The 20,252-nt window shown below is 70.6% G+C and carries 20 protein-coding genes and 1 pseudogene; 12 read left to right on the top strand and 9 right to left on the bottom strand.

Annotated elements, in window-relative coordinates:
- Nucleotides 1-103 precede the first annotated feature (103 nt).
- The 6 genes from QQM39_RS07470 to QQM39_RS07495 all read left to right on the top strand — a co-directional run bounded on the left by QQM39_RS07470 (nt 104) and on the right by QQM39_RS07495 (nt 5,695).
- Nucleotides 104-1,111 carry an ATP-binding cassette domain-containing protein gene (locus QQM39_RS07470; protein ID WP_301995834.1) on the top strand — a complete coding sequence of 336 codons (1,008 nt, stop codon included), beginning with the start codon at nt 104-106 and terminating at the stop codon, nt 1,109-1,111.
- 1 nt (nt 1,112) lies between these two features.
- On the top strand, nt 1,113-1,919 hold the full coding sequence (locus QQM39_RS07475; RefSeq protein ID WP_301995835.1) for an ABC-2 family transporter protein: 807 nt from the start codon (nt 1,113-1,115) through the stop codon (nt 1,917-1,919).
- A 16-nt stretch (nt 1,920-1,935) separates the two neighbouring features.
- Nucleotides 1,936-2,736, top strand: a complete 801-nt coding sequence (locus tag QQM39_RS07480) for an ABC transporter permease (RefSeq protein ID WP_302003508.1) — start codon at nt 1,936-1,938, stop codon at nt 2,734-2,736.
- A gap of 124 nt (nt 2,737-2,860) precedes the next feature.
- The gene (locus QQM39_RS07485; protein ID WP_301995836.1) at nt 2,861-3,934 is read left to right on the top strand and encodes an endo-1,4-beta-xylanase; all 1,074 of its coding nucleotides are present in this window, start codon (nt 2,861-2,863) and stop codon (nt 3,932-3,934) included.
- Nucleotides 3,935-4,110: 176 nt separating this feature from the next.
- Nucleotides 4,111-5,430: a jacalin-like lectin gene (locus QQM39_RS07490; RefSeq protein ID WP_301995837.1), complete on the top strand. Its 1,320-nt coding sequence runs from the start codon at nt 4,111-4,113 to the stop codon at nt 5,428-5,430.
- A gap of 85 nt (nt 5,431-5,515) precedes the next feature.
- The gene (locus tag QQM39_RS07495) at nt 5,516-5,695 is read left to right on the top strand and encodes a hypothetical protein (RefSeq protein WP_301995838.1); all 180 of its coding nucleotides are present in this window, start codon (nt 5,516-5,518) and stop codon (nt 5,693-5,695) included.
- Between the two features lie 68 nt (nt 5,696-5,763).
- Here QQM39_RS07495 and QQM39_RS07500 read toward each other — a convergent pair.
- Nucleotides 5,764-5,964, bottom strand: a pseudogene (locus QQM39_RS07500) (aminoglycoside phosphotransferase); the annotation flags it as partial.
- A 120-nt stretch (nt 5,965-6,084) separates the two neighbouring features.
- Here QQM39_RS07500 and QQM39_RS07505 point away from each other — a divergent pair.
- From QQM39_RS07505 to QQM39_RS07520, 4 genes are all read left to right on the top strand, one after another.
- Nucleotides 6,085-6,687, top strand: coding sequence for a TetR-like C-terminal domain-containing protein (locus QQM39_RS07505; protein WP_301995839.1), 603 nt, complete (start codon nt 6,085-6,087; stop codon nt 6,685-6,687).
- A 61-nt stretch (nt 6,688-6,748) separates the two neighbouring features.
- On the top strand, nt 6,749-7,528 hold the full coding sequence (locus QQM39_RS07510; RefSeq protein WP_301995840.1) for a hypothetical protein: 780 nt from the start codon (nt 6,749-6,751) through the stop codon (nt 7,526-7,528).
- On the top strand, nt 7,525-8,160 hold the full coding sequence (locus QQM39_RS07515; RefSeq protein ID WP_301995841.1) for a hypothetical protein: 636 nt from the start codon (nt 7,525-7,527) through the stop codon (nt 8,158-8,160). The genes QQM39_RS07510 and QQM39_RS07515 overlap by 4 nt, the downstream gene beginning before the upstream one ends.
- Before the next feature lie 38 nt (nt 8,161-8,198).
- Nucleotides 8,199-8,951, top strand: a complete 753-nt coding sequence (locus QQM39_RS07520) for a hypothetical protein (protein ID WP_301995842.1) — start codon at nt 8,199-8,201, stop codon at nt 8,949-8,951.
- A 79-nt stretch (nt 8,952-9,030) separates the two neighbouring features.
- On the opposite strand, the gene QQM39_RS07525 is transcribed toward QQM39_RS07520, so the two are convergent.
- The 4 genes from QQM39_RS07525 to QQM39_RS07540 all read right to left on the bottom strand — a co-directional run bounded on the left by QQM39_RS07525 (nt 9,031) and on the right by QQM39_RS07540 (nt 11,863).
- Nucleotides 9,031-9,903 carry a trypsin-like serine protease gene (locus QQM39_RS07525; protein ID WP_301995843.1) on the bottom strand — a complete coding sequence of 291 codons (873 nt, stop codon included), beginning with the start codon at nt 9,901-9,903 and terminating at the stop codon, nt 9,031-9,033.
- Between the two features lie 211 nt (nt 9,904-10,114).
- Nucleotides 10,115-10,534 (bottom strand): NUDIX hydrolase, encoded by a 420-nt coding sequence (locus QQM39_RS07530; RefSeq protein WP_302003509.1) that lies wholly within the window; start codon nt 10,532-10,534, stop codon nt 10,115-10,117.
- A 79-nt stretch (nt 10,535-10,613) separates the two neighbouring features.
- Nucleotides 10,614-11,408 (bottom strand): isocitrate lyase/phosphoenolpyruvate mutase family protein, encoded by a 795-nt coding sequence (locus QQM39_RS07535; RefSeq protein WP_301995844.1) that lies wholly within the window; start codon nt 11,406-11,408, stop codon nt 10,614-10,616.
- Nucleotides 11,405-11,863, bottom strand: coding sequence for a hypothetical protein (locus QQM39_RS07540; protein WP_301995845.1), 459 nt, complete (start codon nt 11,861-11,863; stop codon nt 11,405-11,407). The genes QQM39_RS07535 and QQM39_RS07540 overlap by 4 nt, the downstream gene beginning before the upstream one ends.
- A gap of 104 nt (nt 11,864-11,967) precedes the next feature.
- Between QQM39_RS07540 and QQM39_RS07545 the strand changes: the two genes are divergently transcribed.
- The gene (locus QQM39_RS07545; RefSeq protein WP_301995846.1) at nt 11,968-13,386 is read left to right on the top strand and encodes a hypothetical protein; all 1,419 of its coding nucleotides are present in this window, start codon (nt 11,968-11,970) and stop codon (nt 13,384-13,386) included.
- Between the two features lie 11 nt (nt 13,387-13,397).
- Here the strand turns inward: QQM39_RS07545 and QQM39_RS07550 are convergent, their stop codons facing one another.
- From QQM39_RS07550 to QQM39_RS07560, 3 genes are all read right to left on the bottom strand, one after another.
- Nucleotides 13,398-14,051, bottom strand: a complete 654-nt coding sequence (locus QQM39_RS07550) for a hypothetical protein (protein ID WP_301995847.1) — start codon at nt 14,049-14,051, stop codon at nt 13,398-13,400.
- Nucleotides 14,052-14,095: 44 nt separating this feature from the next.
- Entirely contained in the window at nt 14,096-15,844 is a 1,749-nt protein-coding gene (locus QQM39_RS07555; RefSeq protein ID WP_301995848.1) for a DUF2264 domain-containing protein, read from the bottom strand.
- A gap of 68 nt (nt 15,845-15,912) precedes the next feature.
- Entirely contained in the window at nt 15,913-16,965 is a 1,053-nt protein-coding gene (locus QQM39_RS07560; RefSeq protein ID WP_301995849.1) for a rhamnogalacturonan acetylesterase, read from the bottom strand.
- A 202-nt stretch (nt 16,966-17,167) separates the two neighbouring features.
- Between QQM39_RS07560 and QQM39_RS07565 the strand changes: the two genes are divergently transcribed.
- Complete coding sequence (locus QQM39_RS07565; RefSeq protein WP_301995850.1) at nt 17,168-18,832, top strand: rhamnogalacturonan lyase B N-terminal domain-containing protein; 1,665 nt, start codon at nt 17,168-17,170, stop codon at nt 18,830-18,832.
- A 7-nt stretch (nt 18,833-18,839) separates the two neighbouring features.
- On the opposite strand, the gene QQM39_RS07570 is transcribed toward QQM39_RS07565, so the two are convergent.
- The gene (locus QQM39_RS07570; protein ID WP_301995851.1) at nt 18,840-20,252 is read right to left on the bottom strand and encodes an RICIN domain-containing protein; all 1,413 of its coding nucleotides are present in this window, start codon (nt 20,250-20,252) and stop codon (nt 18,840-18,842) included.

Genomic DNA, 20,252 nt, shown 5'->3' on the forward strand with positions numbered 1-20,252 from the left:
GATTGATCGACTTTCCGACACTGTCGGAAGGTCCACCCGCGGCCGGTCGGCACTCAAGCCGACCGGCCGCGACTTGCTTCCGAGACAAGGGAGTTGATGTCCATTGAGTGGCGCCATCGAGGTTCGCGGCCTTTCCCGGACCTTCCACACGAGCATCCGCCGCCCCGGTTTCGCGGGCGCACTGCGTTCCCTGGTCAATCCGCAGAAGGTCGCCAAGCACGCCGTCTCCGATGTGACCTTCTCCGTCGCCGCCGGGGAACTCCTCGCCCTGCTGGGCCCGAACGGCGCCGGCAAGTCCACCACCATCAAGATGCTCACCGGCATCCTCACGCCCACGGCGGGCGAGGCCCGGGTCGCGGGCGTGGTGCCGTACGAGGAGCGTGAGCGCAACGCCCGTAACATCGGCACGGTGTTCGGGCAGCGCACCCAGCTGTGGTGGGACCTGCCGGTGCGCGAGTCCTTCGCGATCCTGCGGGACATCTACGAGGTGCCGAAGGGCGAACACGCGGCCCGGCTCGAGGAGTTCGACGAGCTTCTGGACCTCTCCTCCTTCTGGGACACCCGGGTCCGCCACCTCTCCCTCGGCCAGCGCGTCCGCTCCGACCTGGCCGCCGCCCTGCTGCACGACCCGCCGGTGGTCTTCCTCGACGAGCCGACCATCGGCATGGACGTGGTGGTGAAGGAGCAGGTGCGGGAGTTCCTGCGGCACCAGGTGGAGGAGCGCGGCCGTACGGTCCTGCTCACCACCCACGACATGACGGAGGTCGAGCGGCTCGCCGAGCGGGTCGTGCTGATCAACCACGGGCGGCTCGTCCTGGACGGCACCCTCGACGAGATCCGCCGCAAGTTCGGCTCGACCTGGCAGGTGCGGGTGACGCTCGCCGACCCGCACACCGAGGTCGGTTCCCTGCCGGGCATCGCGCTGCTGCGGCACGACGGCCCGCAGGCGGTCTTCGGCCCGGACGGCCCCGACGCACCGACCGTGCACCAGGCGCTGAAGCAGGTCATCGAGCGGTACGAGGTGACGGACCTGGCCCTCGACGAGGCGGACCTCGAGGACGTGATGCGGGCCGCGTACGTGCATGCCGAGTCCGTCGCAGAAGGAGCCTGAGATGGCCGCCGTACTGCACGGCTGGCGCGCCGCCCGCGTCACCCCGCTCGGCGAGCTGCACACGCCGCCCCGGATGACCGCCGTCCTGCTCCGGCTGACCGTCCAGGTGGTCCTGGTGGCCTCACTGTGGCGCGGCCTGTACGCGCAGACCGGCACCACCGCCGGCCTGAGCCGCGAGCAGGCGGTCACCTACGCCGTCCTGGCCGTACTCGCCTCCCGGCTGCGGGAGTTGGACCAGTCCGCAGGCCGGGACATGGTGCTGCAGCACATGCACTTCGGCACGATCGTCTACTGGTACCTGCGCCCGCTGCCGCCCCAGCGCTACTACGCCCTGCGCGCCCTCGGCGAGCAGCTCTACGGGCTGGCATGGGCACTCGCCGGATACCTGGTCTGCCTGGCCGCCGGAGTCGTCGAGCCCCCCAAGTCGGCAGCCGTGGCAGGGGTGTTCGTGGTGAGCATGCTGCTCGGCCAGTGGGTGCTGTACTACGTGATGCTCGTCCTCGACCAGCTGTGCTTCTTCACCATCCGCAACAACTCCGCGATGCTGATCCTGATCTTCGCGCAGAACCTGCTGTCCGGGGTGTACGCCCCGCTGTGGTTCTTCCCGGACTGGTTCATCACGCTGAGCGGCTTCCTGCCGTTCCAGGCGACGCTGAGCGTGCCGCTGTCGATCTACGTCGGCCGGATCGGACTGGCCGACGCGGGCGCCCAGTTGGCCATTCAGGCCGCCTGGGTGGTCGTGCTGGCGTTGTTCACCCGGTGGGTGTGGCGGCGGGCCGCGCGGCGCGTGATCTCTCAGGGAGGCTGACGTGTCGGTGAAGGCTGTGAAGTCCGTGCGCATCGTGTGGCGCATCACGCTGCTCAACATCCGTGCCGCGATGGAGTACCGCACCGAGTTCCTGCTGAACATCGCGATCGGCGCGATCTGGCAGGTGTCGGTGATCGTGTTCGCGACGGTGCTGCTGGCGCGGTTCACCGGGATGGGCGGCTGGGACAGCTCGGACGTGCTGCTGATCCCGGCGATCCGGATGCTCGCGCACGGGCTGTTCGTGCTTCTGCTGGGGCGGATGCACTTCGTCGGCCGGCAGATCCAGGAGGGAAGGATCGACGTCTACCTGCTGCGCCCGATGCCGGTGCACCGGCAGGTCCAGCTCGCCTACTTCCCGACCAACGCGATCGGCGACCTCACGGTCGCGGCGGGCCTGATGGTGGGCGCGCTCAGCCGCAGCGACCTGGACTGGACGGCGGGCCGGGTGTCGTACCTGATCGCCGCGATCGTCGGCGGGATGCTGCTGGAGGCGGCCCTGTTCACGGTGGTGTCGAGTGCCTGCCTGCGCTTCCCGGCCGCCGACTACTGGAGCCGCTGGCTGGAGGAGTTGCTCGGCACGTTCGGCAGCTACCCGCTCAACATCCTCCCCCGAGCGGTGGGCGGCTTCCTGACGTACGCCCTTCCGCTCGCGTTCGTCGCCTACCTCCCGACGGCCGTCCTGACCGGCCACGACGACGACATCGGGGTGCCGTACTGGCTGGCGGCGGCGTCTCCGCTGCTCGGCATCGCCGGGTACCTGGCGGCACGGCTGGTGTGGCGCTGGAGCCTGAGGCACTACACGGGGGTGAACGGATGACGACTGGGCCTAGCCGCGCCGAAGCACATCAGCGCACGCCCCCGGCAACCTTGCGGGCGTTGGCGGCAACCCAAGAATGAACGCCCGCCCCGCGTCACCCGCCCCCAACCCCGCAGGAGGAGCCGTGTCCCCCACTCCCGCCACTCCCGACACTCCCCCCAGCGCCCGCGCCCACCGCCGCCGGCGCCTTCTCCGTCCCCTCCCCCTCGCCGCCGTGGGCGCCCTCATCGCCTCCGCGGCCGTCGCGCTCCCCCAGCTCAGCCCGGAGGCCTCGGCCGCGACGACCCTGCGCGGGTACGCCGACGGGCCGTTGCAGAACGAGTCGGCGTACACCACCGTCCTGGACCGGGAGTTCAACTCGGTGACGGCGGAGAACGCGATGAAGTGGGACGCGCTGGAGCCGAGCCGGAACAGCTACAACTGGGCGGCCGCCGACCGCCTGGTCAACCACGCCGCCGCGCACAACCAGGGCGTACGCGGCCACACGCTCGTCTGGTACGCGCAGCTGCCGTCCTGGCTGAAGAACGGCAACTTCTCCGCCTCCGAACTGAACACCCTGCTGAAGAAGCACATCGACACGACCGTCGGCCGCTACAAGGGCAAGATCTACGCCTGGGACGTCGTCAACGAGGCGTTCAACGAGGACGGCTCGATGCGGAGTTCGCTGTGGCAGGACAAGCTCGGCACCGGCCACATCGCCAACGCCCTGCGCTGGGCGAACGCCGCCGACCCGAGCGCCAAGCTGTACATCAACGACTACAACATCGAGGCGGACAACGCGAAGAGCGACGCCCTGTACAACCTGGCGAAGCAACTCCTCGCCCAAGGCGTCCCGTTGCACGGCATCGGATTCCAGTCCCACTTCGTCGTCGGCCAGGTGCCGAGCTCGATGAAGGCCAACCTCAAGCGCTTCTCGGACCTGGGCCTGGAGGTCTCGGTCACGGAACTCGACATCCGCATCCCCCTGCCCGCCTCTTCCGCCGAACTCGCCCAGCAGTCCACCGACTACAAGACGGCGAGCGAGAACTGCCTGGGCGTCCCGCGCTGCGCGAACGTCACCGTCTGGGGCCTGACCGACAAGTACTCCTGGGTGCCGGGGACTTTCAGCGGGTACGGGGCGGCACTCCCGTACAACGAGGGCTACGGGGCGAAGCCGGCCTACACGGGCCTGTCGAACGGACTCAATCCGGCGGCCTGAGCGGCGGGGTCAGGGTCGGGGCAGCGGGCGGGCAGCGGCAACAGCAGGGACAGCACCGACGGAACATCACGTCTCTGACTGTTTCCCCAACGGCACTTGTACGTCACCCTGGTTGACGCAGAACCTGAGCAGGACTCACCTTCCTCCTCTGCCCACCCATCGGAGACACCCCCACGATGAGAAGACTGATCGGTACGCTCGCGGCGGCCGCGCTGGTCGTCACCGGACTCACCGCCACCGCGGCCACGCCCGCGACGGCCGCCACCTCGGGCTCCTTCAACGTCCTGACGTACAACATCGCGGGCCTCCCGCTCGGCCTCGGCGACAGCGACCCCGAGACGAACACGCCGCTGATCGGTCAGCGGCTGGCCCCGTACGACATCGTCAACGTCCAGGAGGACTTCAACTACCACGCCTCGCTGTACGCCAACGACACCCATCCCTACCGCACGGCGACCAGTGGCGGCGCCGGTGTCGGCGACGGGCTCAACACCCTCTCGGACCTCGCCTTCGAGGACTTCGAGCGGGTGAAGTGGAACAACTGCACCGGCACCAACTGCCTGACCCCGAAGGGCTTCACGCTGGCCCGGGTGCGCCTCGCCGAGGGCGTGTTCGTCGACCTCTACAACGTCCACACCAACGCCGACGCCGACGACGCCGCGCTCGCCGCCCGCCGCGCCAACGTCGAGCAGCTGTCGGACTTCATCCAGGCCAACTCCTCCGGCAACGCGGTGATCGTCATGGGCGACACCAACACCCGCTACACCCGCACCGGCGACAACATCCGCACGCTGGCCGCCGAGAACGGCCTGACCGACGCGTGGGTGCGGCTGGTCAAGGGCGGCACACCTCCGGCGGCCGGGAGCGACGCGCTGCTCTGCGACGCGACGGCCCCGACCAACGACTGCGAGGTCGTCGACAAGGTCCTGTACCGCGGCAGCAAGCTGCTCACCCTCGACGCCACCCGCTACAACAACGACTGGGCGAAATTCCTCCGCGAGGACGGCGAGCACCTCTCCGACCACTTCCCGCACACGGTCGACTTCACCTACACCCTCAACTCCTCCCTGAAGGCGAGCGACTTCTTCGGCGGCCCCCACGGCACCGCCTTCAACGACGCGGACGACCTGCCGACGTCGGTGTCCCCGCGCACCCTGACCCTGCGCGGCAGCGCCCGCCTGGACGCGGTGTCCCTGACGCACGACGGCGGCACAGCCCTCAGCCACGGCGGCACGGGAGGCACGGCGACGTCCCTGACCCTGGCTTCCGGCGAGCACCTCACCGCCGTAAAGCTGACACAGGGCCAGAAGGACGGTCGTACGCGGATCTTCTCGGCGTCGTTCACGACGGACAAGGGCCGCACGCTGTCCGCCGGGACGGCGACATCGGACAGCAAGACCTTCACGGCACCCTCCGGTTGGCAGATCGTCGGGTTCACGGGTCGGTCGGGCGACGAGATCGACAAGCTGGGGGTGCTGTACGCGCCGATCGGCTGACGGCCAGTGCGACGGCCGCCCGCCCCGCAGCCGTACGCGGGTGGGCGGCACGGCACAATGTGAACGGCCGCCGCCCGTCCGGCCCTTGTCCGCGACGCTCATGTGGTGGCCCCGCTGGTTCATGACGCTGCCCGAGCTTCGCCACGAAGGTGATGTGGCCTTCTACCGGGCGCGTGTCGAGGCCAAGCCGGCGAAGTGGTCGGTCAAGTGGAAGCCGCCGCAGGCGGAGCTGCCCGTGCGCACGTACCGTGCGCCGCCGCGGTGAGGCGCCGCAGTGCGGCCTGGGCGGGTGGGCCCCAGGTGGGCTTGCCTCCGGGCCGGCCCCGGACACCCGCGCTGCGGGACCGGCAGCGGCAGGTGCGGGGCGAGGGCGGGGAGGAAGGCGTATTCCTTGCGCAGCAGCTCGTCCGCGGACTGCGTCGCCCAGGGCAACCGGACGGCGAGGTCGTCGCCGAGCCGCCACAGCTGGTTGTCCCAGCCGCGCGCGCCGAGCTGCAGGGGGCGGTCGGCGAGGTCGGGGTGCTGGTCGTGCAGGAGGTCCGCCGCGCAGGGCGATCGGCGGTCGACTGGCTAACCTCACTAGGATGTCTCCTAGGGGCTCCAGGGGCCCTCGGGGCCTTAGGCCAGGTCACACATCCGGAGGTCAGCCAGCCCATGGCCCGCGCAGGACTCACCGCCGACCGCCTCGCCGCGGCCGCGGCCGAACTCGCCGACGAGATCGGGTTCGAGAAGGTCAGCCTGTCCGCGCTGGCCCGGCAGTTCGGGGTGAAGGACGCGAGCCTGTACTCGCACGTCAAGAATCTCCAGGACCTGCGCACACGGGTCGCGTTGCTGGCCGGCGGCGAGATGATCGACCGGATCGCCGCCGCCGTCGCCGGACGCGCCGGCAAGGACGCGCTCGCCGCCTTCGCGGACGCCTACCGGCAGTACGCGCTCCAGCACCCGGGCCGATACGCCGCCACCCAGACGCAGGTCGACCAGGCTCTCGTCGCCGACTCCCCCGCCATGCGCCGCACCGCCGAGATCACCTACGGCATGCTCCGCGCCTACGGCCTCGAAGAGCCGGACCTCACCGACGCCGTCCGCCTGCTGCGCAGCACCTTCCACGGCTACTGCGCCCTGGAGTCCACCGGCGCGTTCGGCGCCCCCCGGGCCGTACAGGAGTCCTGGGAGCGCGCCGTCGACGCCCTGCACGTGGCGCTGGTGAACTGGCCGCGGCACGAGCGCGACCGGCGCCCGCCCCAGTTGTCACCCTGACCACTTAGACTGGAAGCTTCGCGGAGGTCACGCGCCACCACCACGGGGGAGGGAGTGCGTCTTGTCCCAACAGCAGCTCGGACGCGGCCCCCTGAGGTCCCGGCAGACCCGTCCCACGCCTCCCGCTCCCGACGAAGAAACCCCGGACAGCTCGCCCCCGGCGCGTTTCGTCGGCTGGCTCGGTGGCCTCGGGTGTGTGGCCGCCGGGTACGGCGTGTTCCAGTTCCTGTTCAGTGTGCTGCCCGGCTCCCTCGAAGGTTCGGCCGCCCGCTATCTGATCGCCGGCATCAGCGGACTCGGCACCTCGATCGCCGCCTGGCTGGCGGCGGCGCTGCTGCGGGCCCGGGCGGCGGCCGGCGAGCGAGCACCGGGCGCCGCCGTAGGACCCGCCGCCATGGCACCGGGGGCACCCGGCCCGCTCCCCCGGGCCTTCGCCTCCGCCTACGAGACCCTCGTCGACCAGGTGTCCGTCGTGGACGACCCGGAGTGCGGCCGGCTCACCGGCTGGCCGCACTCCCTCGGCGAGACCTCGCCCTCACGCCCCACCCCCGTCGGCACCGCGTACGGCCTGCACATCATGCTCGACCTCGGCGTACCCGACGGACGGCTGAGCACCGGCGACCTGGTGGACACGCTGTGGCGGCTACGGCTGCCGGACGGCGGCTGGTCGGCGCGCTCGCAGGGGTCCGAGGCGCGTCCGGAGGTCACCGCGCTGGTGCTGGGCGCGCTGGCCCGGGCCCCGGCGCCTCCGCCGAGCGGCTGGCCGCCGAGGTGGACCGGTGCACCAGCGCATTCACCCGTCAACTCGACCGCAGCGGGCGGGAGTCGACCCATGTCGTGACGACCGTGCTGCGCGGGCTGCTGCGTGCCGCGCCCCGCTCCGAGGTCCTGCCCGTGCTGCGCGAGGCCCTCTCGGACGGCGCGATCAGCGACCCGCGCCGCGATCATCTGCGCTGCTGGGGCTACCGCCTCGACCCCCCGCACGGCTGGCCGTCACCACTGCACACCGCACAGGCGGTCGTCGCCCTCGACCGGGCCGCCCGGGTCCTCGGCGAGAACGCCGGTGCGCGCGCCGCCCGCGAGGACGGCGTCCGCTGGCTGCTGACCTGCCCGGAGGCGTCGCACGACACCTGCGCCGACCTGAGGAACCTGCACGAGGAGGTACGCCGGCCGCGCACGGACGACCCCTCGCGTCACGAGGTGCTGAGCGTGCGGCACTTCACCGCCTCCTGGGTGGCGCGCGCCCTGCTGTCGCCGGGAGCCGTGGAGATCGCCCGCGCCGACGGGCTGGAGGAGCAGTGGCGGGTACGGCTGGACGGGGCCGTCGCCGCGGTGTGGGCGGGGCAGACGGACGGCGTCTGGTTCTGGGGACGGGGCGACAGCACCGAGCTGCGGCGGCCCATGTGGATGACCTATCAAGGTCTTTCGACGCTGCGCGCGCATGCCGTATGGATGTATCAGCCGGGTGACTGAACTCGGATGTCACGCGCGGGTCGTTGGAGGATGGGTGCATGGGCGGTCGGCAGGTCCTGGCGACGCGAAGGCTGCTGGCCGAGACACTGGACGGTGAACTGCCCGAGCACGCGCTGGCGTCCGCCGCCCGCTCCGTCGTCGCCGAACTCGGCTCCACCGACCGGCTGCTGGAGCTGATCGCGGAACTCGCCTCCGGGGAGGGCGATCCGGCGGACTGCGCGCGACTGTCGTACCGCCATGTCCTCGGCTTCGACAAGCTGCTGCTGATCGACGGCGGTCCGCGGCACATGCTGCGCGCGCACGTGTGGCATCCGGGCGCGGGCGGCATCGGCGAGGAGGACATCCACAACCACCGTTCGCCACTGGCCTCTTATGTCGTACGGGGCCGGCTGGCCATGGAGCTGTACGAGGTCTGCGGCGAGAGCGGCGATGACGACGATGACGGTGTCGGTGGTGTCGCGGCGGCCCGGTACGAGGAGTCGCTGGCGGAGGGGTCGGCGGACTGGGTGCTGCGGCCGGCCGGTGCGGCGCGGCTGCGGCTGACGCATGTGGGGCAGTACGCGGCGGGCAGCTCGTACGCCCTGCCCGCGCACACCCTGCACCGGGCCTGGTGCGACACGGACGCGCCGACGGTGACGTTGTTCCTGGAGACCGGCGCGGGGCGGCGGCGCCACACCGATGTGTTCACGGCGGCGGGCCCGCATCCGGAGGCGGTGGAGAAGGTGCCGATGGATGTGCGGGACTATCGGGGGGCGTTGAGCGATCTGGCGGAACGGCTCAGGGCCTTGTGACGGCTCACGGCTCCCGGGGCGCGCGGTGACCCCGGCCGCCCGTCGGCTTCGTGCGCCGGGCGGCCGGGGTCGGCACGGGTTACGGGAGTTTCACGAACGGCGACAGGAAGGCGCGGGCGCCCGGGGTGTCCAGGCGGTACGTCACGTTCGTCGCGTAGCACGGGGTGTCACCGGTGATCGTGGTGGCGGCCAGGACGTTCTTTCCGCCGATCACCGCGAAGTTGGGGCCGCCCGAGTCGCCGTAGCAGGCACCGCCGTTGCCCTGCGGTGCGGTCATCGCCAGGCGTGCCCAGGAGTTGTTGAGGGCGTCGAAGGTGACGGGCGCCTTCATCCGGACGCCGCCGCCGGGGTGGGTCTGTCCGCCGGGTCCGTTGACGGCCTCCTGGGTGCCGTATCCGGCGACGAACCAGTCGGTGGCGTTCAGGCCCCGCGGTCCGAGCGCGCCGAGTTGGTTCGCGGTGGGCAGGGTGGCCGGGGTGAACGTCCAGCGGGCCTTGACCTTCGTGGCGGGCAGTTCGATCACCGAGATGTCATGGGTGTCGGACGCGGGCCCCGGGTAGTCGGGGTGGCTGTGGGCGGTGCCCTGGACGGCGACGGCCCTCGCCTGGGCGGCCGGGTCGCCGGGGTACTTCTTGGCGGCGGCGTCGAGGCCGGCCTGCACGTCCTGGTCCAGCGACACGTAGAACTGCACGTTGTCGGGCCAGTCGGTGGTGCAGTGCGCGGCGGTCAGGAAGGTGTCCGCGTCGATCATGGTGCCGGAGCAGACCCAGTCGACCCGGTCCGGGGTCGCGGGATCGCCGTCGTTGTCCCAGGTGGCCACGAGCGCGCCGACCTCGGTGCGTTCGGGGGCGGGCGTCGCGTTGTACGAGTTGATGGCCGAGGACGGCAGCGCCGTGGCGAGCACGGCCGCACAGGCCGCCGCGGTGACGGCGGTGGCGCGTATGGCTGACAAAAGAACTGACCCTTCTGCAGGTGAGCTTGGGTGTTCTCCTGTGGGGGGGTGCGCCAAGTGAAACGCCTGGGGGCGGCTGCGACAAGAGTGTGCTCGCTCCCGCAGGGTTTTCCCTATGCGTTCCCTGTGTGATCAGCTCGCCGTTGCGGAAGTAGCCGAAGTGGCCGAAGTGGCCGAAGTGGCCGAAGTGGCCGAAGTGGCCCCGGTGGGCTCAGGACTCGGTGAAGGCCTGGCTCACGATGTCGAGGTTGTACGCGTCGATCTCCACGCTGGTCAGCTCGGACCGGCCGAGCCACCGCGCGTCCTGATCCGGCTCGGGGAGGGTGACGCTCGCGGACAACGGCCTGACCAGGAAGTTGTCCTGCCAGTTCTTGATCTCGTGCCCCCGGTAGTCGCTGAGGAAGGACGACTCGCCGACCTTGCGGACGATTTCGCCGAGGAGTCCGGTCTCTTCCTTCAGCTCCCGCAGGGCGCCGTCCTCGGGACTCTCACCGGGCTCCAGCTTCCCGCAGGGAACCCCCCACACCCGCGGCAGGAACCGCTCCTTCTCGCTGCGGCGCACCAGAAGCACCCGCTGCTTGTCGTCCATCACGACGGCGGCCGCCAGTCGCCTGTCGCCGGGGATGTCCATGGTCATGGTTCCTCGGTCCCTCGCCGGTGATGAGTCCAAAGGGTCTGATACCCGGGAAAGAGTCAACGCTAACAGGAACCTACGGTCCGTCGCTGTGAGTCAGGTCGCCCCGGCGGCTGAGCGCGTCCACCTCGTCGTAGGACGGAGTGGCCCCGTGCGGCGCCCGGCCCGCCCGGATTTCCGCGGCCGCCTCCAGTGCCGCGCCCAGCGCCCGCCGGTAGAGCAGCGAGCCGAGGCTGACGCGCCGGACGCCGAGGTCTGCGAGGTGGGGGACGGTGGGGCCGGTCGGGGTGTAGAGGATGTTGAGGGGGGCGTGGAGGCGCTCGACCAGGGCGGCGATGTCCGCGGGGTCGGTGAGTCCGGGGACGAACACCCCGTCCGCGCCCGCCCGTTGGTAGGCGTCGGCGCGGGCCGTCGTCTCTTCGCCGTCGCCGTCGCCGTCGCCGTCGCCCAGCCAGCAGGTGTCCGTGCGGGCGTTGACGAAGAGGTCCGGTGCCGCCGACTTGACGGCCGCGATCTTCGCGGCGTGCAGTGCGACGGAGCCGAGGCGGTCCTCCAGGTTGATGCCAACGGCTCCGACGCACGCCAGCTCCCGGGCGAACTCCGCCACCTCGTCGGGGTCCTCGCTGTATCCGTCCTCCGCGTCGACGGAGAGCAGGTACGGCTGCGAGCCGAGAGCCAGGGCGAGCCGGAGGGTCTCGTCACGGGTCGCCGACGCCCCGTCGGCCAGCCCGGCGGCCGCGGCCACGCCGAGGCTCGTCGTCCCGATCGCCCGGAAGCCCTGAGCGGCGAGGGCCGTCGCGGAGGCGTGGTCCCAGGCGTTGGGGAGGAGGAGGGGCTCGTCTCCTCGGTGGAGGTCGGCGAACACGCTCACGACAGGTCTCCCATGGCGTCGGCGTAGTACGTCGATTCCCCGAGGTGCCGGGCGAGTTCGCGGAAGCTCCAGCCCTCGCCGGGCGAGTGGTCGAGCTGGTCGTCGCTCAGGGCGTCGAGTCGGTTCACCCAGATGCGGGCGAGGCGGGTCAGCCGGCTGCGGGCCTCCTCCAGGGGCTCGGCGGTGAAGGGTGCGAGGTCCGCCTCGGTGGTGAGGGCGGAGGCGTGCCACTGGTCGGGCAGGGGCTCCTCGCCCGCGAGCCGGGCTTCCAGTTCGGCGAGGTGGTCGATCAGGTGGTCGGCGACGCGGCGGATCGCCTTGTGCGGGGTGTGGACGCGGTCGTCGACGTGCTTGGGCCTGCCGTCCCAGTTCGGCCAGGTCGCGGCCAGGGTGAGGACGTGGTCGACCATGGCGGTGACGGCCGCGGAGGGGGCCCGACGGGCGGTTTCGGTCATGCCCCGAACGCTAGGCGCCGGTCGTTTCGGTACTGGCCGAAGTGATCCGTCCCACACTCTGTGAACTTCAGCAACTTTGCCGGCTCGGGCGGCGACCGGGGTGCATGACTTCCGCAAGACGTACGGCGTCCGTGTCCACTTCCGCGTCCGGCGCGCCCGGCCATCGCCGCGCGCACGCCGCCCGCAAGCCGCTCATCGCCGGCCTCGCCGCCACGGCCGCATTGGTCGGGGCCTGGTACGCCACCGCCGGCGCCGCCACGACCACGGCCGCCGCTCTCACCCCCACGACCACCACGGTGAATCTGCCGGCCAAGTTCCCCTACCTGTCGGCCGGTTACAACAACACCCGCGAGTGGACGCGCACGGCGACGGCGGTGGCCCCGAACGGCACCCTGCGGGTCGCCTGGCCCGCCTCGGACGGCATCCACGTCACGCCGCTGACCGCCGCCGGCAAGCGCGCGGGCGCGGACACGATCGTCAAGGGCGCCAAGGAGGTCGGCGGCCTGGTCGCGCACAACGACGGCTTCGCGCTGCTGACCCGGGTCGCCGACAGCAACAAGTGGAAGGAGACGGCGGCCGCGCTGATCCGCTACACGAACGGCAAGCAGACCTTCCGCACCAAGCTCACCGCCACCTCCTCCCACGACACTTCCCCGACCCTCGACGGCCAGCTCACCTGGAACGGCACCAAGTACGGCGCCTACTTCGTCGTGCACGGCGCGGGCGGCTTCGCCGACGGGCACTTCGGCGACAAGCTGTCGTACGTCAGCGCCAAGGGCGCGAAACTCAGCGGCGGTTGGAGCTGGGGGTGCAGCCACAACGAGGGCATCGCGCTGCACGCCGAGAAGACCGGCGCCTTCACCTCCCTCTGCTTCGACGACTGGCGCTCGGGGCTGTTCGTGTCGACGGGCATCGGCGCGCCCGACAACGCCCCGGTCGTGCAACGCGAGCAGTGCTGGGCGGGCTACTGCGGCGGCACGTATCCGAGCCGTACCGGTGACCTCGTGAAGTCGGCCACCGGCCGCTACGCCACCGCCTTCGCCTCCCGCGGCGCCGCGTCGGCCAAGAAGAACCCCGAGGACTCCAGCGGACGCGGCTGGACGGTCACGCCCAGGACCAGCACCCACCAGGTGGCCGTCGCCTTCCTCAAGAACCGCGACACCCCCGCGGGCAAGGCGATCCAGCTGTCCAGCACCAAGGGCGTCGAGCACGTCAACGTCCGCATCGCCCCCTACGGCAAGGACCGCCTCCTGCTGTCCTGGGAGTCCCTCAAGAACGCCAAGTGCGCGAACGGCACCTGCACCGGCACCTTCGCGGGCACGTCCTTCCGGCTCATCGACTGGAACGGCAAGTTCCAGAGCACCACGAAGGTCGTCGGCACCCGGATCACCGGCGACATCGCGGTCCAGAAGGACGGCACGCTGGCGTGGGCGTACGTCCCGGTCACGCCGTCGTACGCGTCGCCGCTCACCGGTGCCTCCCCCACCTCCACGACACTGCGGATCGCGCGCCTGAAGCCCTGAGCGGTGCCCGGTCAGCCCGTGATGGAGAAGAAGATCGTGTCCTGGGTGTACCAGTCGATGTTCTTCGTCGCGTACTCCCACTCGGTGTGCTCGAAGTCGAGCTTGTCGATGATCTCCTGGACGTCGTACCGGAAGTCCGCGTCCATCCGGTCCAGCACGGCGCGGTAGGCGTCGGCGGCCGGCTTGGCCTTGGCCAAGGGGAACATGCCTATGTGCGGGCCGTCCACGGGATACGGGATGTGAAAGGGGATCTCCTGCGGCGGTCCGGCGAACAGGTGGTCGTGCAGCAGCAGATCCCCGCTCACGTCCAGGCGGCGCAGTTCGTCGTCGAGCAGGCCGAAGAAGGTCGAGGGCTTGGAGTACACGCCCAGGTCGGACGGGTCGGACGCATTGCAGTCGATGATGTGCTGGAGGGCGCGGTAGTAGGCGCCGGCCGCGTACTCCGCGTCCGAGCTCGCGTGACCGGCCACCAGGTGCTCGAGCGCGTCAGGGATGGACAGGCCCCAGTCGATGCCCTGGTGGTCGAGTTCGAGTTGGCTCTTCCTCGCCCTCTCGCGCATCATGCCGAGGATGCGCTCCTGGTCGGCGGTGAGGTTCCCGGCGGCTCCGAGGAACCCCAGGACGTCGGCTTTGTCAGCGGTGCTGTACGAGATGATCCGGCTCATGATCACCATGCTGCCAGCCACCACTGACAATCGCCCCGGCAGCCTCAGGAGGGCGTGACGCCCGCCCCGTTCTCATCCAGCCGGACCCGCACCTCGCGGCCCGCGCTCCAGCGGACGTGAATCGCGCCGGCCTCTGCCACGTCCACGGATACCAGCTCCTGAAGCGGCAGGGGGTCCGGCTCGGCGGTGAGGCGGGCGAGGGCGACGAACACGGTGGGCCCGTCCCCCGTCACTCCGGTCAGACCCGGCAGAACCATAGGAGCCGTCGGAGCCGTCGGAGCCGTCGGAGCCGTCGGCTCGGAGTCGCTCAACAGGCCGGACACAGGCACGAGTTCCGCCTCGAAGCCCTCCCCCGCCGCCCACCCCGTCACCCGCACCGCCGTCCCGGGAGCCGCGCCCGCGACCCGGTGGACGCGCACCTCCACCGCGCCCTCGGCCAGCACCACACTGCTCACCCGGATCCCGTCGCCGACCGAGTGCCGGGAGGCCGCCCAGCCCTCCCCCACCCCCAGCGGCACGATGTCGGTACGGCTCGGGTCGTCGCCGACGATCACGCTGTTGTCGTGCGACGGCGAGGGCGTCGTCACCGTCGAGTAGGCGAGGCGCGTGTAGTACGGGTCGTAGCGGACGTCCTCGCTGCCGTGGTTGTGAAGGCGGACCAGGCCGTCCGAACTCGTGGACTGCAGCAGCCAGTTGGGGGCGGCGATCGGCGTGAGCGCGTTCGCGCCCTCGGACGGGGCGGGTTCCTCCGTCGCCGTCCAGACCTCGTGGTCCGGCGGCAGGAGCAGGCCGAGGAAGGCCTTGCTCGCCCAGTACGGGGACGCCGGGCCCGAATAGCCTTGCAGGACAGCCTCGTCGGGGCCGTGCCAGCCGAGGGTCAGCAGGCCGGCCGCGTTGACCGCGCCCCGCTCCAGGAAGTACTTCAGCGCGCCGGAGGCCAGCCGCCTGGTCTCCCCCGGCGTGAGAGGCGTACGGCCCGTCAGGGCGCCGAGCCACAGCGGGGCCGTGGTCGCGAAACGGTAGGTCAGGGAGCGGCCCTGGTGCATGGGGGCGCCGTCGGCGCCGAACAGGCGGGCGTAGTCCTCCAGGTGACGGGAGAGCCGGCCGCCGTACAGCTCCGACAGCCGCTCGTCCTGCGCCAGCCAGGCGTGCAGCACCGGGTACAGGTGCATCGCCCAGCCGTTGTAGTAGTCGAACTTCCGGCCGTCGCCGTCCGTGTACCAGCCGCCGCCGACGTACCACTCCTCGATGCGCTCCAGTCCGCGGTCGATCGCCTTGCGCGACTCCTCGGCCTCGTATCCGATCTCCTGGAGGAAGCCGCCCACCGTCACCGGGAACAGCTCCCAGTTGCAGGGCCAGGCTTCGGCGGTCAGCGCGTCCCCGAGCCAGGCCGCCGCCCGCTGCCGCACCGAGTCGTCGAGCCGGTCCCACAGCAGCGGGCGCGTCAGCCGCAGCGCGAGCGCGATCGACGCCGCCTCGACGAGGGGCTGGCTGCGGTCCCCGATGCGGGGCCAGACCCCCGAGACACCGGCCGCGAGTCCGTCGGCGTACCGCTGCAACGCCGTCTCGTCGCGGCGGAAGGCTGCCAGCAGCAGCGTACGGGCGTAGCCCTCCAGGCCGTCGGAGAGGCGGCCCGACCAGCTCGCGCGGTCGCCGGGGAAGTGGTAGAGGGCTCGGTCCTCGGTGGCGTACGGCTCGACCGCCGCGAGCAGGGCGTCGGCGGCCGCCTCCCAGTGGGCGCGGGTGTAGCCGGTGTGCGGGCTGCGGGTGCGGTCGTCGGGGGGCAGGTGCATCGGTTCTCTTTCTCGCCGGCTCGGTTCAGACCTGGGGCGCCCCGGTTCCGGTCAGGACGCCCCAGGGCTCATCCCACCCGCACCTTGCCCTCCGGCACCAGATGCTGAGCGGCGAGTTCCTCGCGGACCAGGTTCGCGTACACCGTGGCGCCGTGCACCGAGGTGTGGGTGTTGTCCCGCTTCTCGTTGTAGAGGTAGAGCGCCTTGGAGGCCTCCACGCCCAGGGACTCCACCAGGGCCTTCGTCTTCGCGGTCAGGTCGATCAGCGGGACGTCCTCGGCGGCGGCGACCGAGCGGACGACCGCGGGGTGGTCCACGCCGAGGCCGTTCACGAGCAGGGCCGTGCCGTTGTTGAGCGTGCCGTCGGCGTTGAACCAGCGGCGCACGATCGGGGTGACGAGGACCGGCTCGCCGCCCTTCTCGCGCACGCCCGCCACCAGGGCCTCCAGATTCGCCCGGTAGGTCGCCCCGTCGGTCGTCTTGTCGTTGTGGGCGAGCTGGATCAGGACCAGGTCGCCGGGGCGGATCTGCGGCTGGACGGTGGCCCAGAGGCGCGAGTCGGCGAGGTAGGTGACCGTGCTTTCGCCGGAGTCGGCGTAGTTGGCGACGGACAGGCCCTTGCGGAGGTACTGCGGGAGTTGCTGGCCCCAGCCGGAGTACGGGTCGCCGGGCTGGTCGCAGACCGTGGAGTCGCCGACGAGGAAGATCTGGCGGGCGTGCCGGGCCGGGGTGACCTTGATGTCGGCGAGGGCGGGGGCCGAACCGCCGAGGACCAGGTCGAGGCCGGGAGTGCCTTCGGGGCCCGTCGGCTCGCCCTCGGGCGTGCGGACGTTCACGGTGAAGCTGCGGGCCACGCGCTCGCCGGCCTCCGCGGCCGTCTCGGGGAGCAGGGAGCGGCGGGTCTCGCCGGTGACGCTCGTGCTCGACGCGGCCTCGCCGCCGAGGAGGACCTGCACGTCGTACGTGCCGGGCGGGACGTCGAAGTGGCAGGCGCCGGCGGTGCAGTTCTCGATGCCGAGGGGGCGCGGACCGCCGTACGCCTGGGCCGGTACGGCCGACAGGACGGACAGGCCGGTGCTCAGCGTCACCGCCGCCAGGACGGCACGGTTGAAACGTCTCATTCGTCGGCTCCTCCACAGGACGACAAGGCCTGGCGCTGGACCGTACCCCCTCGGGGCAAGCGCTTTCTAGACCCTGGACTCATTTCACAAGATTGCCAATCTCCCAACACCGAAAGCCCTTTCGCGAAATCGATTCAACTGTCACCCTCGCTCTCACCCGCACCACCCCCACACCTCTCGACCTCTCGAAGGAGGCACGCCCATGTCCGGATCCTCGAACAGACCGGTCCGACGCCGTACCTTCGTGCTCGGCACCGCGGCCGCGGCAGGCACGGCCGCACTGAGCGGCACCGCTTCCGCCGCGGCCTTCGGCTGGAGCGACGACGGCTCGAACTACGTCGTCGACACCGGCGCCAACCTCGTCTTCAAGGTCAGCAAGACCAACGGCGACCTGACCTCGCTGGTCTACCGCGGCACGGAGTACCAGGGCTACGGCGGCATGAACTCGCACATCGAGTCCGGCCTCGGCAGCTCCACCGTGTCGATCAGGCAGTCGGGTTCGACGATCCTGATCTCGGTCGCGTACGGCACGCTGCGGCACTACTACGCGGCCCGCAGCGGCGAGAACAACGTCTACGTGTGGACCAACAAGGCCGACACGTCGGTCTCCGCGACCCGCTTCATCCTGCGCACCCGGCCGGGCCTGTTCCGCAACGACGAGCCCGACTCCTACACCTACGCGCCCACGACCATCGAGGCCTCCGACGTGTTCCGGAAGTCCGACGGCCAGACCCGCTCGAAGCACTACTCGAAGCTGCGCGTCATGGACTACAACTACGTCGGCTGGTCCAGCGGCGGCGTCGGCCTGTGGATCGTGCGCAGCAACCACGAGAAGGCGTCCGGCGGCCCCTTCTACCGCTCTCTCCTCCGTCACCAGAGCGCGGACGGCGGCGGCCTGTACGAGATCCTGTACTACGGCCAGAACCAGACCGAGGCCCAGCGCTTCGGCCTCCAGGGCCCGTACGTCATCGCCCTCACGGACGGCGGGGCGCCCTCCTCGTCGCTGTTCCCGGGCACGCTCACCACGTCGTGGGCGGACTCGCTCGGCATGTCCGGGTACGTCGGCACGAGCGGGCGCGGCCGGGTGGCCGGGGTCGGGATATCCGGGCGGAACACGGCGCACGCGTACACGGTCGGGCTCGCCAACTCGGCGGCGCAGTACTGGGGTTCGGCGCGTTCGTCGGACGGCTACTTCTCGATCGGGGGTGTGCTGCCGGGGACGTACACCCTCACGGTCTTCAAGGGTGAACTCGCCGTCTACACGACCTCGGTGTCGGTCACGGCCGGCGGCACGACCACCCTCAACACGATCGCGATCCCGTCCTCGAACGACCCGAGCAACGCCACCGCGATCTGGCGGATCGGCGACTGGAACGGCACGCCGAGCGGCTTCAAGAACGCCGACCTGATGACGTACGCGCACCCGTCCGACGTCCGGGCCGCCTCCTGGACCGGCAACGTCGTCATCGGCAACAACGAGACGGCGTCCTTCCCCTGCTACCTCTGGAAGGACGTCAACAGCGGGATACTCGTGTACTTCCGACTGACGGCGGCCCAGGCGGCGGCCGCGCACACGCTGCGGATCGGGGTGACGACGGCGTACGCCAACGGCCGGCCCCAGGTGTCGGTCAACGGCGCCTGGACGTCCGCCATCCCCTCCCCGCCCACCCAGCCGAACACCCGGTCGCTGACCAATGGTTCGTACCGGGGCAACAACAACACGTTCACGTACAGCGTGCCGGCGTCCGCCTGGCAGACGGACACCAGCCAGTACAACGTGCTGAAGATCGACGTGGTGAGCGGTTCGGGGACGACGGGCTATCTCAGCGCGGGCACGGCGATCGACGCGATCGACCTGCTCGCCTGACGGCACATCATGTCCCGCGCGTCCACTGCTGGTTCGTGCCGCCGTTGCACGTGTACGTGATGACGGCGGCGGAGTTGGCGGTGGACGCGCCGTTCACGTCCAGGCACTCGCCGCTCGCCCGGGACTTGATGTTCACGTAGGAGCCGGTGGTGGTGAGCGACCACTGCTGACTGGTCGAGGAGGCGTTGCAGTTCTCCTGGGTGACCGTGTTCGCGTTCTCCTGGACGCACAGGGAGCTGTTCCTGACCATCAGCTGGTAGTAGCCGCTGCCCACCGACTTGAACCAGTACTTCTGGTTGTTGCCGCCGTTGCAGTCGTACTGCTTGAGCTGGGCGCCCTGCCACAGCGACTGGCTGGTGACGTCGGCGCACTTGGACGAGTGCCGGGCGATCAGCGTGTTGTACGTGGCGCTTGTGCCGCTGATCGAGCCGGTGGCCGTGTCGATGGTGACCTCCGGGGACCAGGACATGGACATCGAGGTCGAGGAGGGGAAGGTCAGCGGCAGCCAGACGTAGCGGGAGTCGTTGACGGTGCCGCCGAAGGAGTTGCCCCAGCGGTCGCCCATGTAGAGGTACGAGGTGGTCGATGTGCCCTGGACGGGAAGGACGTACGCGGTCTGCGAGCCGTAGGTCGTGGAGTCGCCGATGTTCGTCATGGCCGTCCAGGGGCCCGCGATGTTGGTGGCCGTGGCGTACTGCTGCTGATTGGGGTTCCAGCCGGTGGCGCCGGACGTCAGCATGAAGTAGACGCCGCCCCGCTTGAAGAGAGCCGGGGCCTCGCGGTGGCCGCCGTGCCAGGGGTCGGCGACCAGGGCGGCGATGCCCGTGTAGTCGCTGGTCAGGCGGTAGATGTGCAGGTCGTAGTTCTCGCGGGCGGCGGAGGCCATGTAGCCGGTGCCGTCGGTGTCGACGAAGACCGTGATGTCGCGGGACATGTGCTGGCCGAGCGGGCGGAAGCTGCCCTGCCAGGTGTAGTTGCCGTCCACGGTGTCGGAGACGGCGACGGCGGCTCGGGCCTCGCTGTAGTCGGTGCCGTTCTCCTTGTGCATCCACATGACGAACTTGCCGGTGGAGGCGTTGTACATGACCTTCGGGCGCTCGATGTTGGCGGTGGCCAGCTCCGCGGCGCTCGACTGGGTCAGGACGTGGTTCCTGAACTCCCAGTTCTTCAGGTCGGTGGAGCGGTAGGCGTCCACGTACCGGAAGGTGTTGTCGGCGTTGCGGTGCTCGCCGAACCAGTAGTAGTAGGTGCCGACCTTGATGACCCCGCCGCCGTGCGCGTGCACGGGGTTGCCCGAGGGGTCGGTGAACTGGGTGCCGTTGGTGATGGTCTGGGGTGCCGCCTGGGCCGGTCCCGCGGTGGCCAGGGCGGCGGCCAGGGCCAGACAGAGGGCGAGCAGAACCGCGTACGCACGTCTCAT

Source organism: Streptomyces sp. DT2A-34, from assembly GCF_030499515.1.
Lineage (GTDB): Bacteria > Actinomycetota > Actinomycetes > Streptomycetales > Streptomycetaceae > Streptomyces.